This window comes from Terasakiispira papahanaumokuakeensis (assembly GCF_001709345.1).
In the GTDB taxonomy this organism is placed as follows: domain Bacteria; phylum Pseudomonadota; class Gammaproteobacteria; order Pseudomonadales; family Halomonadaceae; genus Terasakiispira; species Terasakiispira papahanaumokuakeensis.
The window spans coordinates 2,460,256-2,475,113 of sequence record NZ_MDTQ01000001.1; the positions used below are offsets into that span (position 1 = coordinate 2,460,256).

The following is a 14,858-nucleotide window of genomic DNA, read 5'->3' on the forward strand; positions in this document are numbered from 1 at the left end:
TGTCTGCCAAGTTATTTTCACGAGACAGACGCTGTGAGTCCAGCGAAGCGCAAAAGCGACAACGCTGCATGACTCCATGATCGAACAGCCGCCCTGTCATGGCAACCAGATCAGGCTCAAGAGCAAAAATGGACGTCCAAGTCAAAGACTATAATCCGCAAGCAATCGAACAGGCCGCACAGTCCTTCTGGGCGCGCAATGAGTGTTTCAAGGCTGTAGAAGACGCGACTCGCGAGAAATTCTACTGTCTGTCCATGTTCCCTTACCCCAGCGGTAAGCTGCATATGGGGCATGTACGTAACTACACCATTGGTGATGTGGTCAGCCGTTATCAACGACTGCAAGGCAAGAATGTCATGCAGCCAATGGGGTGGGATGCCTTCGGGATGCCCGCCGAAAATGCGGCCATCAAAAATCAGGTCCCACCGGCCAAGTGGACCTATGAAAATATCGATTATATGCGTCAGCAGCTCAAGTCGCTGGGCTTTGCCTACGACTGGAGCCGTGAGTTTGCGACCTGTGATGCCGATTACTATCGTTGGGAGCAGTGGTTCTTTGCCAAACTGGTCGATAAAGGGCTGGTTTATAAAAAGATGTCCACCGTTAACTGGGATCCAGTCGATCAGACAGTACTGGCCAATGAGCAGGTCATCGAAGGCCGTGGCTGGCGCTCAGGGGCTTTGGTCGAGCGTAAAGAAATCCCCCTCTGGTTCTTGAAGATCACCGATTATGCCGAAGAGCTGCTGGCCGACCTGGATACGGTGGATTGGCCTGAGCAGGTCAAAACCATGCAGCGCAACTGGATCGGTAAATCACGTGGGGTGGAACTGACGTTTGCGTTGAATGCGCCTGAATACGCCGAGGCCGAACAAGGGCTGACGGTGTACACCACGCGCCCGGATACGCTCTTTGGGGTCACTTATGTCGGCGTCGCCGCGGGCCATCCGCTGGCCAAGGCCGCTGCGGAACAGAACCCTGAGCTGGCCGCTTTCCTGGAAGAGTGCCAGAAAGGCGGCACTTCGGAAGCCGAGCTGGCGACCATGGAAAAGAAAGGGATGGATACCGGTTTTACCGCTTACCATCCGTTAACGGGGCGCCAAGTACCGATTTGGGTCGCCAATTTCGTACTGATGGAATATGGCACCGGTGCAGTCATGGCGGTGCCCGCCCATGATCAGCGCGATCATGAGTTCGCATGTAAATATGGCCTGCAAATTGAGCAAGTCATTGCGCCTGAAAGTGCAGAAGACCAAGTCAATCTGGCAGAAGAAGCTTTTACGGGTAAAGGCAAGCTGATTAACTCTGCCCAATTCGATGGACTCGAGTTTGAAGCCGCGTTTAATGCCATTGCCAATGAGCTGCGCGAGAAAGGCGTAGGTGACATTAAAGTCAACTTCCGCCTGCGCGATTGGGGTGTGGCCCGTCAACGTTACTGGGGTGCACCGATTCCCGTAAAATATGGCCCTCAGGGCGAAACCGTGCCCTTGAGTGATGACGATTTACCCGTGGCATTGCCGCTGGAAGTCGAAGTCGATGCCAGTGGCTCACCCTTGAAGAAAATGCCCGCCTTCTATGATTTGGGCGATGGCTGGACCCGAGAAACCGATACCTTTGACACCTTTATGGAGTCTTCCTGGTATTTCGCACGCTTCTGCTGTGCCGATAACCGTGAAGCCATGCTGGATGAGCGCGCCAATTATTGGTTGCCGGTCGATCTGTATATCGGTGGCATTGAGCATGCCATTTTGCACCTGCTCTATGCCCGTTTCTTCCAGAAACTGATGCGTGATTTTGGTCTGGTAGAGGCTGATGAGCCGTTTAAGCGTTTGCTCACTCAAGGCATGGTCATTGCCGAAACCTTCTATCGTGAGCTCCCCAATGGCGGCAAAGATTGGTTCAATCCGGCCGATGTTGAGGTTGAGCGTGATAGTAAAGGACGTCCGCTCTCTGCCAAGCTGATCAGTGATGGACAAGCCGTCGAAATGGGGGGCATCGAGAAGATGTCCAAATCCAAGAATAACGGCGTTGATCCGCAAACCATGATCGACCGTTTTGGTGCCGATACCGTGCGCCTGTTCATGATGTTCGCGGCACCACCAGAGCAATCGCTGGAATGGTCTGATGCCGGTGTTGAAGGGGCCCATCGCTACTTACGCCGCTTCTGGCGTTTAGTCCATGAGCATCTGGCCGCAGGTGAGCCTGGTGCGTTGGATGTGCAACAGCTGACCGATGAACAGAAAGAGTTGCGTCGCAAAACCCACGAGACCATTGCGAAGGTCAATGATGACATGGGCCGCCGGATCACCTTCAATACTGCCATTGCGGCGATGATGGAGTTGACCAACGCGGTATCACGCTTTGACGATGACACCCCGAAAGGGCTGGCAGTGGCCCGCGAAGCCATTGAGGCCATGGTGGTGATGCTGTCGCCCATCGTGCCCCATATCACTCACACCCTGTGGCAAACCCTGGGCCACGAAGAAAGCGTGATTGATGCCTTGTGGCCCGCAGCCGATGAAGAGGCCATGAAGCGTGATAGCATCGAGCTGGTGGCTCAGGTGAATGGCAAGGTGAGGGCTAAATTGTCGGTTGCCCCAGAAGCCGATAAGGCAGCGGTTGAAGCCTTGGCAATGGCTGACGAGCGGGTACAAAAGTTCATCGATGGCAAAACCATCCGTAAAGTCATCGTCGTGCCCGGTAAATTGATCAACATCGTGGCGAACTGATGAATCTATCCTTCTTGCGCTTTGAACCACGCGGGATATCACACCGGGGCCTGATGGCCCTGGTGTGGGTCATGGTGGTGGCGTCATTTTTAACGCTGACGGGCTGTGGCTATCATCTACGCGGCACCTTGAACCTGCCTGAAGGCTTGACCCCGGTTGTGGTTGACGCTAGCAGTGGCGCTCAAGGTGTGGCCCAACGACTGCAACGACGATTAGGCGAGGATCTGGCTCAATCCGGTGATCAGCCCGGGCTCAGAATACGCCTGTCGAACCTGCGTCGTGATGAGCAGCAAACCTTATATGTGGGTGATGATGGCAGCCAATTTAGCCAAACATTGAGTGTTCGTGCTGATGCGATGGATGCCTCCGGCTCTGCCATTTGGGTTAACCAAAGGGTCAGTGCCACAACGGATTATGTTCGAAACGAAGACACCTTGACCCGACCTCAACAACAGCAACAGCTACAAACACAGCTGGAGCAAGAGTTGGCCGAGCAACTGTTGAATCGGATTGCGGCGTTGAAAACCGCTGATCCCAGTCAATAATAAGCCGTCAGTCATCGCCAACCGAAGCGCCTTGGAAGAGTCTCTCTAAGGCGTTTCTCCCAGCAACCCCCTTTCTCCATGAGTTGATTGCCCACCGGTATGAAACTACCCGCTTATAAACTGAATGGTCAGCTTCAACAAGGGCTGGCGCCCATTTACTGGATCAGCGGTGATGAACCGCTGCAACACCAGGAAGCCTGTGATGCCATCCGAGCCCGCTGTCGGGCCGCCGGTATTGAAGAGCGAGAAGTGATGGCCGTAGAGCCGGGGTTCCAATGGCAGCAGCTATTGGATGCCGGCGCCAGCTTGTCATTATTCGCGTCACAGCGGCTGTTAGAACTGCGGATTACCGGCAATAAACTGGGCCGAGAGGGCTCCGAAGTCATCCGTCAGTATTGTCAACGGCTGACACAGCATCCTGAAGAGGGTGATGTGCTGCTGGTGACCAGTGGCAAGCTGGATGCCAGCCAAATGAAAAGTGCCTGGATGAAAGCGGTCGATCAAGCCGGTGTCACCGTACAAGTATGGCCGATTGAGGCGGCACGCCTGCCGCGCTGGGTTGCTGAGCGCGCTCAACAAGCGGGCTTGCAGATAGACCCTCAAGCCTGCCAACTACTGGCTGAAAGGGTTGAAGGCAATATGCTCGCCGCCGCCCAAGAAGTTGAAAAGTTGGCCTTGCTGACCCCTGCAGGTGAGCGCTTGGATGCGGATACGCTGTTAAGTCGGGTTCAGGATGCCAGTCGTCACACCGTATTTGACCTGGCCGATACACTCCTTCAAGGCGATGCCAATAAGGCGGCGCGCGTGTTACGTGGGCTTCGTGCTGAAGGCACTGAGCCCCCCATTATCTTATGGGCCATCACCCGGGAGTTACGCCAAATCATCAGCCTTGTTCATCGACTCGATGAGGGGCAACCATTAGCAACCATTTGTCAGCAATTGAAAATCTGGGAAAAGCGTCGCCCCTTATATCAAAAAGCCAGTCAGCGCTTGAGGCTACCTCAGCTGCATCAGTTACTGGCCCAAGCGGGGCGTTTGGATGACACTCTGAAAGGGGGTGGCACGCGCCAGGATGTTGAGGAAGGCTTGCTCAGTCTTTGTATGGGGTTATGCGATATACGGCTGGCAGGATAAATCAGCTTAATTCGATGGGCTCGGCGGATTCAAATGAAACTGAATCGGTAGCCGGATACGACTACGAATGGGATGACCATCCTTGATCGCCGGTTTGAAGGTCAGTGATTTCACGACTCTCAGCGCCTCGGCGTCTAACTCAGGAGAGACGGACATCACCACCCGTGGACGCTCTAACCCGCCCGTTTTGTTAACGACGCCCTGAATCATCACCACACCTTGCTGCTGCTTGGATCTTGCCGCAGCCGGATATTCAATGGCCTCATACAAAGCGCCCCAACCCTCTGCGGGCTCAGGGGGGCGATCTTCAAGTGCCCGAGGCTCAGCATCATTCGCCTGCTCCAAAGGAGCAGACGTATCCGAGGCCGGTGATGAGACGGACTCAGCAGGGGCCTGACATCCAGACAACAGCATCAAGCCCAGGCCGACTAAAACAGCTCGACCACTGAAACCTTGCCTATAGCCGAGTATCATCATTCATGCCCCTGTTTGAATCATCGTCTTGATCAACAATGCTGCCCAAATGAACAGCACTGATCACCAAGTTTAGCGCACCGTTTTGCCATGCGCCTGTTGATCAGCATGATACGATGAGCGCACCAAGGGGCCAGAAGCCACATGGACAAAGCCCATTTCACGGGCACGCTCGCCCAGCCATTCGAAATCTTCCGGCGTCACCCAACGGTCAATCGCCAAGTGATGTCGTGAAGGCTGCATATACTGACCTAAGGTCAACATATCAACACCATGAGCCCGCAGATCCTTCAGTACTTCCAGCACTTGCTCGTTGGTTTCGCCGACGCCTAGCATCAAGCCAGATTTGGTTTTCACCTCCGGACGTAATGCCTTATAGCCTTGCAGCAGTTTAAGCGAACCTTCATAGCTGGCGCCGGGACGCACCTTACGATAAAGCGAAGGCACCGTTTCCAGATTATGGTTAAACACATCCGGCGGGGTATCTTTTAAGATCTCAAGCGCCACATCAGCCCGTCCACGGAAATCCGGTACCAGCACTTCAATTTCTGTTTTCGGGTGATGCTGGCGAATTTCCGTAATACATTGGCCAATATGATCGGCACCACCGTCACGAAGGTCATCCCGGTCGACTGAGGTGATCACCACATAATTCAGGCGCATATCGGCAATGGCTTCGGCCAATTCACGCGGTTCATCCGCATTCAGCGCATTGGGACGCCCATGGGCGACATCGCAGAAGGGACAACGACGCGTACAAATATCCCCCATGATCATGAAGGTCGCCGTACCACCGTGAAAACACTCCCCTAGGTTCGGGCAAGAGGCTTCTTCGCAAACGGTATGCAAATTATGCTTGCGCAGCGTTTTTTTAATCCGTGTGATTTCCGGAGAAATCGGCATGCGGACTTTCAGCCAAGACGGTTTTTTAGGCAGTTCTTCGGTCGGTAGAATTTTGACCGGAATACGATCCGTTTTATCGGCACCACGCAGTTTGATGCCCTGCTGTGGTTTCTGGGCCCGGCGTGCAGCGGCACGGGCAGCAGCAATCGCAATCGCTTCAGCCCCACTACTCGACGCTGCCTCCGTATCTGCTGCGGGGATGTGTGTGGCCGCAGCGGCGTCGACCACTTCGATACCAGTTGTGGATTGGCTCATCTCAGGACCACCCCTGTCGAGTCTCTAAAGAAGTATGACCGAGCCGCTCAACCAAATGGTCAATCAGATGGGCTCGGGCGTCAGCTACGGTAACATCCGGACATACATCACATAATTGGGTGACCGGTAAGCCGGCATAACCGCAGGGATTAATGCGATCAAAAGGCGTTAGATCCATATCCAGATTAAAACTGAGCCCATGCATGCTGCGCCCATTACGAATACGAAGACCTAACGCTGCAATCTTGGCCCCGTCAACACGATGGCCTTTATACATCACCTGATCCAAATACACCCCTGGCGCATCCGGTTTGGCATAAGCATCCAAACCAAAATCGGCCAGCGTGTGAATCAAACTGTGCTCAATCAGGTTCACCAGATCACGTACCCCGTAACTGAGACGGCGAAGATCCAGCATGGGGTAAATCACCAACTGGCCTGGGCCATGGTAAGTCACCTGCCCGCCCCGATTAATCTTCACAACGGGGATATCGCCAGGCATCAACAGGTGCTCGTCTTTACCTGCTTGCCCTTGCGTGAATACGGGAGGGTGCTCCAGCACCCAGAGTTCATCTGGGGTCTCTGCGGTACGTGCGTCTGTAAAGCGCTGCATGCGCTCGTAAGTGGGCTCATAAGGTTGTTGGCCCAAGTCACGAATGATCAAGTCCATAGCATGCCCACTTACAGGACAATTTGAACGCGGCCAGTCGCCTTTAATGCGGCATGTACCTGGTTCAGGTGATCGCGACTCTCAGCAGTAATCGTGATACGAACAGACTGAAAACGCCCATTACGACTATCGACGATACTAATAGACTCTTCGTGGTAATGCGTCCCTTCAGCCGTCATTACATCGAGAATACAACGTTTAAAATCGGGGTCTCCCCGCCCAACCACTTTAAGGGGGTAGGCACATGGAAACTCAACTTCAGCTTCTCCAGTCTGGGGATCAGCTTGCACTTGGAGGGGCGCAGCGGCAGGTTTACTCATGGCATGATCTCATCAAACAGTCTGATCAAATGTAGTCGCCTGACATATGGCAGACCGGCAATATTCAAGATAAAGCCAGCCTGCATGAGGCCGTTGAGACGATACGTTAGGACTATACTTTAAGACTATTATGCCACAAATTATACGACCGTGATCGATAACCTAGTATTTTAGTCGGCTATTGTTTTGGCTATGTTGGCCACTCATCATAGCGTTAACCTCAAATAGCGTTAACTCACAAGAGGCCATGTCATCCCTGACAAGCCGCAAGCCGGTAGCACACACCGACTCGATCAGTTAAATAATCCCATCACAAAAAGCACGATACTGTCCCAGATGCGCTTAAAGAAGCCACCTTGTTCAACATTCTGCAATGCCACCAACGGTTTCTCGGCGACTTCTTTATCATCCAGTCGAATCACTAAGCGCCCATAAGACTGACCGGCCTGTACGGGTGCTTTGATCACCGGATCAATTTCCAGCGAGGCTTTCAAATCACCCTCGCGACCCCGTGGAATCGTGACAGACAGATCATGCTCTAAACCGAGTTGAACTTCATCTTGAGCACCAGACCATACTTTGCTGGTATTCAAAGGCTCATACTTTTCATAGAGTTTGCGGGTATCAAAGTAACGGAACCCATAAGCCAGCAGTTTCTGACTTTCCTGAGTGCGGGCCTCATCACTTTTGGTGCCCATGACGACAGAAATCAAGCGCATGTCATTGCGTTTGGCTGAAGCCACCAGACAGTAACCCGCTTCATCAGTGTGACCCGTTTTCAAACCATCGACCGAGTTATCACGCCACAGCAGACGGTTTCGGTTAGCCTGACGGATATCGTTGTAAGTGAAATAACGCTGAGAGTAGATCTGGTAGTGATCGGGATAGTCTTCAATGATATGACGGGCCAGAATGGCCAGATCATGTGCCGTTGAGTGATGGCCTTCAGCAGGCAACCCAGTGGCATTCATGTAATGAGTGTTGGTCATACCCAAACGCTGAGCAAACTGGTTCATTAAATCTGCAAATGAAGATTCACTGCCCGCCAAATGCTCCGCCAATGCAGTTGAAGCATCATTGCCGGATTGAATAATCACCCCATGCAACAATTTCTCAACTTCAACAAAAGTCCCTTCACGAATAAACATGCGAGACCCTGGCGCGCGCCAAGCTTTTTCACTGATACGGACTTTATCCGTCGGATTCAGGTTGCCCTTATCAATTTCATGCTCAACAAGATAAGCCGTCATCATTTTGGTCAAGCTGGCCGGTGGGAGCTTCTCATCGGCATTATGCTCTGCCAAAATCTTACCACTTTCCGCATCCATCAGAATCCAGGATGACGCCGCCAACTCAGGCGCCGCCGGAATCAGCGTTTCAGCTTGGGCAGACAGCGGCAGTCCTATGGCCAACAAGGCAGTGGCCCCCAACACCCGGATAGACCGTATCAGGCTTGGCGTTGAAGTCATTCGAGCCGACGCGAGAGCTTCCTGCGCCTTGGCTTGATGTTGGACTAGAGTGTTTTTATATCGGGTTCTGTTTAACACAGCCTTGAACTTGGCGTTTATCTTCAGCATGGTCGTCAACATCGCTCACATCGCTTGTCGTTGGAATCGAAGTCCATTCGAGGCAGGGTTAGCATCTCTCAACATGTAACTTTTTAGAGACACTCAAAAGACATTTACGCAGTATATCATTGCCAGTGTCGCCACCTAAACGTCGTTTCTTCACGACAAATTGAGATGGTGTGCTCACGGCAGCCTTGATCATCGCCGGCCCATGTCATCAAGATGTGCTGACCAAGAGCCTCTGCGAATGATCAAGAATCACTGCGGACCACCAGCGGGTCACCAAGTTCCGTATCGGCTATCGCTTGGCTGGCTCGTTCAATACTCTCAGTATCTTTTAAAGGTCCAATACGGACTCGATACCAGGTTTTTACGCCATAACTCGGCATGACTTTGACGGGTAAATTCAGCATTCGTTGCATACGCGTTTTCAAGCGCTGGGCCGCTTGTGCATTGCTCAGGGAAGCTACTTGCAGATAGACCGGTTGGTGCTCATTGGCAGAGGCCTGTCGCTGTTCCCGCCGACGAGCTTCGAGCCAACGCTGAGGATCAATCGCTTCAATCCTCACATGGGCGGTACCCTTGTGCAAATAGCCTAATTTGGACGCAGCGGCATAGGATAAGTCAATCAGGCGATTGCCATGAAAGGGGCCGCGATCATTAACCCGAACAATGGCGGTACGGCCATTATCCAAGTTCGTCACTTTCAAATACGTCGGCAACGGTAAAGTTTTATGCGCTGCCGTCATTTTGTACATGTCATAGACCTCACCATTGGAAGTCTTATGACCATGAAACTTAGTGCCATACCAGGAGGCCAGCCCTTCAGCGGCGTAACCTCGGCTACTGCTCATTACGGCGTAGCTTTGACCCCGCACGGTATACCGCCGCGGATTACCGTAACGGCTCGGTGATTCAACTCGCGGCACCGCATTGGGCACACCCGAAACATCCGGCGGATCATCGGGATGAGCATCATAGCGCTGGCTATAACGACCGCCTCCGGTTTGGTCAACACTGCCAAAGACCCCATCACCGCCAATCCCAGCACAGCCGCTGAGCAGGACCGATAAGAGGCATAACCCACCCATCACCCGGTAACGCCGCAGCGCTACCGGGAACCCAACAGGTAGGGCTCTAAACCACGAGTTAGCCCTGATCACGAGCGGCCTCCTGGTCGGAGGCACCCTGATCAGAGGCTTTTAGGGCTTTAGCAAGTTCATTAACGGCCATGGCATAGAGTCGACTGTGGTTATAGCGCGTAATCACATAAAAATTATGCAGCCCCAGCATCATTTGCTCCTGGTCATCATCCAGGCTCAACGCCATGGGGAGCACCCGAGTATCGGCCGTCAGAGAAGCGGATTTAGCCGTCATGCCGGCTGCGGCCACTTGACTGTAATCCTGCATATCAAAGCGATTTTTGCGCAGATTCTCAAGTTTTGTACCATCGCCTTCTAATACCGCATCCACGGCAACCGGCGCGTCTTTCTTCCAACCATGGGCTTCAAAATAATGCGCGACAGAACCAATGGCATCCACCGGATTGGTCCAGATATCGCGGAAACCATCACCATTGAAGTCGACCGCATAAGCCTGATAACTGGTCGGAATAAACTGCGGGAAGCCCATAGCCCCTGCATATGACCCCATCGGCAATAAGGGGTTCAAGCCCTCTTGCTTGACCAGTTCAAGATAAGCGACCAATTGCTTACGGAAAAAAGCACTTCGTGGCGGGTAATCAAACGACAAAGTGGACAGCGCATCAATAACGCGATGACGTCCTTTATGTCGACCATAAAAGGTTTCAACACCAATAATCGCGGTGATCACCGTCGGATCGACCCCATATTGTTCATGAGCTCGATTGAGTGCATCGCGATGCTGTGCCATAAATTCATGGCCAGCTTTAATTCGCGCATCGGTAATAAATAATCGGCGATACTCCGCCCAAGTCAGCACCCGTTCAGCGGGTTTAGAAATCAGCTTAATAATATCGTCACGCCGTTCGGCCTGACTAAAAAGATGATTCAACTGCTCAGGCTGCCAATCACTGTCTTGACTGACTTCCTGAATCAATTGTTTCACCTGCTCATTTGATGCAGGGTCGTAATGGGGTCGATCTGCCGCCAGTGAAGGTCCGGCCAGCAGTAGGCAGGCAACGCCCAAACCACGTTTTACAGTGTGTTTCATGCTTTCCCCTGTCTACCTTAGTTCGTCATCAAGCTTGCTTTGTACAGCCAGCCTGATAGCAGCACTCTTCGACATCATCGCAAAAGGCTGCAGTGATTGAGGCGTGATATTGACATCATGGTATTAGAATAAGCGATGCCATTGTCACGCATTAAGCGCGCTTGATCAGATCCCGGTGCGTATGAATCGACATTAAAATACCAAACCCCGCCAAGAGGGTAACGCTTGAAGTCCCCCCATAGCTGACCAGAGGAAGAGGCACCCCAACAACTGGCAAAATACCACTGACCATGCCGATATTGACAAAGACATAAACAAAAAAGGTGAGCGAAATGGTACCGGCCAATAATCGACTGAAAGTGTCTTGCGCATTGATTGCAATCTGGATTCCTCGCCAGATCAGCAATAGATAAACCACCATCAGTATCGACATACCAATCAGACCAAACTCTTCACCCAAGACGGCAATAATAAAATCGGTATGTCGCTCAGGCAGAAACTCTAACTGGGACTGAGTTCCATGTAGCCAGCCTTTACCATAGATGCCTCCTGAACCAATCGCCGTTTTCGACTGGATAATATTCCAGCCCGCCCCCAGCGGATCTCGTTCAGGGTTTAAAAAAGTCAGTACCCGATTACGCTGATAATCATGCATCACCATCCACAGTGCCGGTAGCCCCGCCATTGCTAGGGCTGAAAAGAAGCCGACTAAACGCCAGCTAAGCCCTGCCAACAGCACGACAAAAATGCCTGCCGCCCCGACCAGTAGCGAGGTGCCCAAATCCGGTTGTTTGGCAATCAGGAGAATCGGCACGGCCAGGATCACAGCACAACTTAGCAATTCTTTCCAGCGCGGAGGCAGAGGTCGACCCGATAACCAAGCGGCCAATGTCAACGGCATCGCCAATTTCATAATTTCAGACGGCTGAAAGCGGAATACACCAGGAATCACAAGCCAACGTTGTGCTCCTTTGGCATGAACACCTTCAATCAACACAACAATTAACATCAACACAGTAACCCCATACGCAAACGGGGCCAAACGGCGATAATGACGCGGGTGCACTTGTGCCAGCATGACCATCACCCCCATGGCAAACAACAGGCGATAGACTTGGCTTAGCGTCTCATCCAGATCAGCTCCGGAGGCGCTATAGAGCACAAACAGGCCGCCCGCCATCAGCAGCAACAGGATACTGAGCAACCAAACATCCAGATGTAGACGAAAGATCAGACCGGGCCGCCGACTCAAATGATGCTCAGCATCCGGCATCTGTCGCATAAAATCCTGTGACATCAGGGCGTCTCACCATCGGTTGAGCCCTCTTTTTCGGCTTGCTGAGCCTTCAGACGGGGCAGTAAATAGAAATCAGATAAATGACGCGCAATCGGTCCTGCCACACCACTGCCGCCGCCGCTATTCTCGGCTAAGACGGAAATCGCAATTTGCGGATCGTCAGCAGGTGCAAAACTGATGAATAAGGCATGATCATGCAGATGTTCGGGCAGCTTATCCGCATCGTACTCCTGATCTTTGGCGAGACTGAACACCTGTGCGGTACCTGATTTACCCGCCATTTTATAAGTCAGACCGCGCCCGGCACGGCGGCCAGTCCCTTCAGGCCCACTCATCACATCGACCAAAGCATTCACCACAAAATCCCAGTACTCGGGATTATGTAGTTGAATATCTGGTGGCGTATCTGGCGTAATCAGAGGCAGCTCTTTGCCATTGATTGATTTCGCCAAACGCGGTTGCACCCAACGTCCATGTTCAGCCAGTACGGCCGTTGCTGTCGCCAGCTGAAGCGGCGTTGAAAGCCAATACCCTTGACCGATGCCCACACTTAATGTTTCGCCGGGGTACCAAGGTTGATTATGAGCACGACGCTTCCAAGCACGGCTAGGCATTAAACCGGGGCGAGCGCCTTCAACATCTAGACTGGTGTCAGAGCCAAACCCAAAACGCTGCATGGTTTGCGAAAGATCATCGATGCCCATGATGTAAGCCATATGATAAAAGTAGGTATCATTAGAGACTTCGATCGCGCGATGCAGATCGACTCGACCATGCCCCCAGCGCTTCCAGTTACGGTAACGGCGACTATCATTAGGCAGCTGGAAGTAACCCGGATCATTCACCACCGTATCCAGTGTCACCGACCCCGTTTCCAGGCCTGCCAAAGCGAGAAAGGGCTTGACCGTTGAGCCGGGCGGATAACGCCCATGGGTCACCCGATTAAACAAAGGAAGATCAGGGTCTTGGCGCAAGGCTTGATAAGTTTTTCGGTCGATACCACTGACAAACAGGTTGGGGTCAAAAGAGGGCATACTGGCCATGGCCAAAATACCGCCTGTTTTGGGCTCAATCGCAACCACAGCACCGCGGTAATCACCTAACGCTTTATTGGCCTCTTTCTGAAGTTTGGCATCAATCTGTAAGACAATATCGCTTCCCGGTTGAGGGGGCTGCCGTTCAAGCACCCTCAGCACTCGGCCTCGCGCATTGGTCTCAACTTTACGATAGCCCACTTGGCCGTGTAGCTGATCCTCATAAAAACGCTCCACACCACTTTTGCCAACATAGTGGGTGCCGCTGTACTGAGTGGGATCAAGCCGCTTCAATTCTTTCTCATTAATCCGACCGACATACCCCAGCACATGAGTAAGATCTTCACCCATCGGGTAATAGCGGCGTAACTGGGCTTCGATTTCAACCCCAGGCAGGAGGTAACGATTCACCGACAATTTAGCCATCTGATCATCAGTGAGCTGATCCACCAATAATGCCGGTTCAAAGGGACGCCGACGGGTCATGGCGCGTTGGTGCATTTCATCAACACAGCCCGGCCCCATCTCTAACAAATCGCAGATGCGTCGTAGCACCAAGTCCAGATTTCCAGCGCGCTCGCGCACAATGGTCAGGCTATGGCTCGGTAAGTTTTCCGCCAATAGTCGACCTTCACGGTCATAAATCAGGCCGCGAGTCGGGGGAACCGCTTCAACGTGGATACGGTTGCGCTCAGAACGGGCAGCATGGGCATCGTATTGCCAGACCTGTAGCCAGACCATCCGCGCAAAGAGCCCAAGAATCATGAGAACGACTAGCACCAACGCCAGTCGCGCCCGGAACTGAAAAATATGCTTTTCCAGATCCGAGTCTTTTATGTCGTGCCGAAATTCCGCCATGCCGCCTCAACGATGGTAGGGGTGCCCTTGCAACAGCGTCCAAGCCCGATAGAGTTGCTCAGCCAGCAGCACACGCACCAACGGATGAGGTAATGTCAAAGGCGACAAAGACCAGCGTTGTTCTGCCTTGTCCAAGCAGGCAGAGGCCAAACCATCTGGCCCACCCACCAACAAAGCCACATCTCGGCCTTCCATACGCCAAGCATCGGCTTGCTGTGCTAACTGCTCAGTACTCCAGGGTTTTCCTTTGACATCGAGTGCAACAACCCGTTCCCCACCTTTAAGGCGAGACAGCATCTGTTCACCTTCCTGAGCGACGGTACGACGGATATCCGCAGATTTGAGCCGACTACCCGGCGCAATTTCGTCTAATTCCAGACGGAAGTCATGGGGTAAGCGTTTGGCATACTCCGTATAACCCGCCTCAACCCAAGCAGGCATACGTTGGCCAACCGCCAATAAGCGAATTTTCACAGTCACCTCATCAAAGGATGCTTTACGAGCTGGCGGCTTGATCTTCCGCATTACGCGGGAGGTCGCCCCATAAACGCTCCAGGTCGTAAAACTCACGAGTCTGCGGCAACATGACATGGACGACGACGTCACCGGCATCGACCAGCACCCATTCGGCACTGTTTTTCCCTTCAACACCCAGTGTTTTGATACCCGCTTCCTTAAAAGCATCGGTCACATTTTGCGCCATCGCCGCCACCTGCCGGGTCGAAGTGCCGCTGGCAATGACCATAAAGTCCGTCACACTGGTATGCCCGCGTACATCCAGGGACACAATATCTTTCGCTTTCAGGTCTTCAAGGGCTTGAATAGCGACCTGTTTGATCTCTTCAGATTGCATTGGGTGCTCTGTGTCGATTAATCACTGG

Annotated in this window: 14 protein-coding genes; 3 read left to right on the forward strand and 11 right to left on the reverse strand. The window is 52.7% G+C overall.

What is annotated here, in order from left to right; all coding sequences use genetic code 11:
- The first annotated feature begins 128 nt into the window (after positions 1 to 128).
- From leuS to holA, 3 genes are all read left to right on the forward strand, one after another.
- Positions 129 to 2,726: a leucine--tRNA ligase gene (gene leuS / locus BFW38_RS10745; protein WP_068998618.1), complete on the forward strand. Its 2,598-nt coding sequence runs from the start codon at positions 129 to 131 to the stop codon at positions 2,724 to 2,726.
- Positions 2,726 to 3,271 (forward strand): LPS-assembly lipoprotein LptE, encoded by a 546-nt coding sequence (locus BFW38_RS10750; RefSeq protein WP_068998619.1) that lies wholly within the window; start codon positions 2,726 to 2,728, stop codon positions 3,269 to 3,271. The genes leuS and BFW38_RS10750 overlap by 1 nt, the downstream gene beginning before the upstream one ends.
- Positions 3,272 to 3,370: 99 nt before the next feature.
- On the forward strand, positions 3,371 to 4,405 hold the full coding sequence (gene holA, locus BFW38_RS10755) for a DNA polymerase III subunit delta (RefSeq protein WP_068998621.1): 1,035 nt from the start codon (positions 3,371 to 3,373) through the stop codon (positions 4,403 to 4,405).
- Positions 4,406 to 4,411: 6 nt separating this feature from the next.
- Here holA and BFW38_RS10760 read toward each other — a convergent pair whose 3' ends face one another.
- The 11 genes from BFW38_RS10760 to rsfS all read right to left on the reverse strand — a co-directional run bounded on the left by BFW38_RS10760 (position 4,412) and on the right by rsfS (position 14,830).
- The gene (locus BFW38_RS10760) at positions 4,412 to 4,882 is read right to left on the reverse strand and encodes an energy transducer TonB (RefSeq protein ID WP_068998622.1); all 471 of its coding nucleotides are present in this window, start codon (positions 4,880 to 4,882) and stop codon (positions 4,412 to 4,414) included.
- A 69-nt stretch (positions 4,883 to 4,951) separates the two neighbouring features.
- Positions 4,952 to 6,037: a lipoyl synthase gene (lipA, locus tag BFW38_RS10765; protein ID WP_139116604.1), complete on the reverse strand. Its 1,086-nt coding sequence runs from the start codon at positions 6,035 to 6,037 to the stop codon at positions 4,952 to 4,954.
- Position 6,038: 1 nt separating this feature from the next.
- Positions 6,039 to 6,707 carry a lipoyl(octanoyl) transferase LipB gene (gene lipB / locus BFW38_RS10770; RefSeq protein WP_068998624.1) on the reverse strand — a complete coding sequence of 223 codons (669 nt, stop codon included), beginning with the start codon at positions 6,705 to 6,707 and terminating at the stop codon, positions 6,039 to 6,041.
- Positions 6,708 to 6,718: 11 nt separating this feature from the next.
- A complete protein-coding gene (locus BFW38_RS10775; RefSeq protein ID WP_068998626.1) occupies positions 6,719 to 7,027 on the reverse strand; it encodes a YbeD family protein in 309 nt (102 codons plus the stop codon).
- A 293-nt stretch (positions 7,028 to 7,320) separates the two neighbouring features.
- Positions 7,321 to 8,496: a D-alanyl-D-alanine carboxypeptidase family protein gene (locus BFW38_RS10780; protein WP_068998628.1), complete on the reverse strand. Its 1,176-nt coding sequence runs from the start codon at positions 8,494 to 8,496 to the stop codon at positions 7,321 to 7,323.
- 350 nt (positions 8,497 to 8,846) lie between these two features.
- On the reverse strand, positions 8,847 to 9,758 hold the full coding sequence (locus BFW38_RS10785) for a septal ring lytic transglycosylase RlpA family protein (protein ID WP_139116605.1): 912 nt from the start codon (positions 9,756 to 9,758) through the stop codon (positions 8,847 to 8,849).
- Positions 9,745 to 10,788 (reverse strand): lytic murein transglycosylase B, encoded by a 1,044-nt coding sequence (gene mltB, locus BFW38_RS10790; protein ID WP_068998632.1) that lies wholly within the window; start codon positions 10,786 to 10,788, stop codon positions 9,745 to 9,747. The genes BFW38_RS10785 and mltB overlap by 14 nt, the downstream gene beginning before the upstream one ends.
- Positions 10,789 to 10,939: 151 nt before the next feature.
- Positions 10,940 to 12,085, reverse strand: coding sequence for a rod shape-determining protein RodA (gene rodA, locus BFW38_RS10795; protein ID WP_139116606.1), 1,146 nt, complete (start codon positions 12,083 to 12,085; stop codon positions 10,940 to 10,942).
- Positions 12,085 to 13,977 carry a penicillin-binding protein 2 gene (gene mrdA / locus BFW38_RS10800; protein WP_068998634.1) on the reverse strand — a complete coding sequence of 631 codons (1,893 nt, stop codon included), beginning with the start codon at positions 13,975 to 13,977 and terminating at the stop codon, positions 12,085 to 12,087. Before mrdA ends, rodA begins: the two co-directional genes overlap by 1 nt.
- A 6-nt stretch (positions 13,978 to 13,983) precedes the next feature.
- Positions 13,984 to 14,451, reverse strand: a complete 468-nt coding sequence (gene rlmH, locus BFW38_RS10805) for a 23S rRNA (pseudouridine(1915)-N(3))-methyltransferase RlmH (RefSeq protein WP_069000389.1) — start codon at positions 14,449 to 14,451, stop codon at positions 13,984 to 13,986.
- 22 nt (positions 14,452 to 14,473) lie between these two features.
- Positions 14,474 to 14,830 (reverse strand): ribosome silencing factor, encoded by a 357-nt coding sequence (gene rsfS / locus BFW38_RS10810; protein WP_068998636.1) that lies wholly within the window; start codon positions 14,828 to 14,830, stop codon positions 14,474 to 14,476.
- Positions 14,831 to 14,858: the final 28 nt, after the last annotated feature.

Coding starts and splice junctions, on each gene's coding strand:
- leuS (WP_068998618.1), top strand. CDS start 129: ATGGACGTCCAAGTCAAAGACTATAATCCGCAAGCAATCGAACAGGCC.
- BFW38_RS10750 (WP_068998619.1), top strand. CDS start 2,726: ATGAATCTATCCTTCTTGCGCTTTGAACCACGCGGGATATCACACCGG.
- holA (WP_068998621.1), top strand. CDS start 3,371: ATGAAACTACCCGCTTATAAACTGAATGGTCAGCTTCAACAAGGGCTG.
- BFW38_RS10760 (WP_068998622.1), bottom strand. CDS start 4,882: ATGATGATACTCGGCTATAGGCAAGGTTTCAGTGGTCGAGCTGTTTTA.
- lipA (WP_139116604.1), bottom strand. CDS start 6,037: ATGAGCCAATCCACAACTGGTATCGAAGTGGTCGACGCCGCTGCGGCC.
- lipB (WP_068998624.1), bottom strand. CDS start 6,707: ATGGACTTGATCATTCGTGACTTGGGCCAACAACCTTATGAGCCCACT.
- BFW38_RS10775 (WP_068998626.1), bottom strand. CDS start 7,027: ATGAGTAAACCTGCCGCTGCGCCCCTCCAAGTGCAAGCTGATCCCCAG.
- BFW38_RS10780 (WP_068998628.1), bottom strand. CDS start 8,496: ATGACTTCAACGCCAAGCCTGATACGGTCTATCCGGGTGTTGGGGGCC.
- mltB (WP_068998632.1), bottom strand. CDS start 10,788: ATGAAACACACTGTAAAACGTGGTTTGGGCGTTGCCTGCCTACTGCTG.
- rodA (WP_139116606.1), bottom strand. CDS start 12,085: ATGTCACAGGATTTTATGCGACAGATGCCGGATGCTGAGCATCATTTG.
- mrdA (WP_068998634.1), bottom strand. CDS start 13,977: ATGGCGGAATTTCGGCACGACATAAAAGACTCGGATCTGGAAAAGCAT.
- rsfS (WP_068998636.1), bottom strand. CDS start 14,830: ATGCAATCTGAAGAGATCAAACAGGTCGCTATTCAAGCCCTTGAAGAC.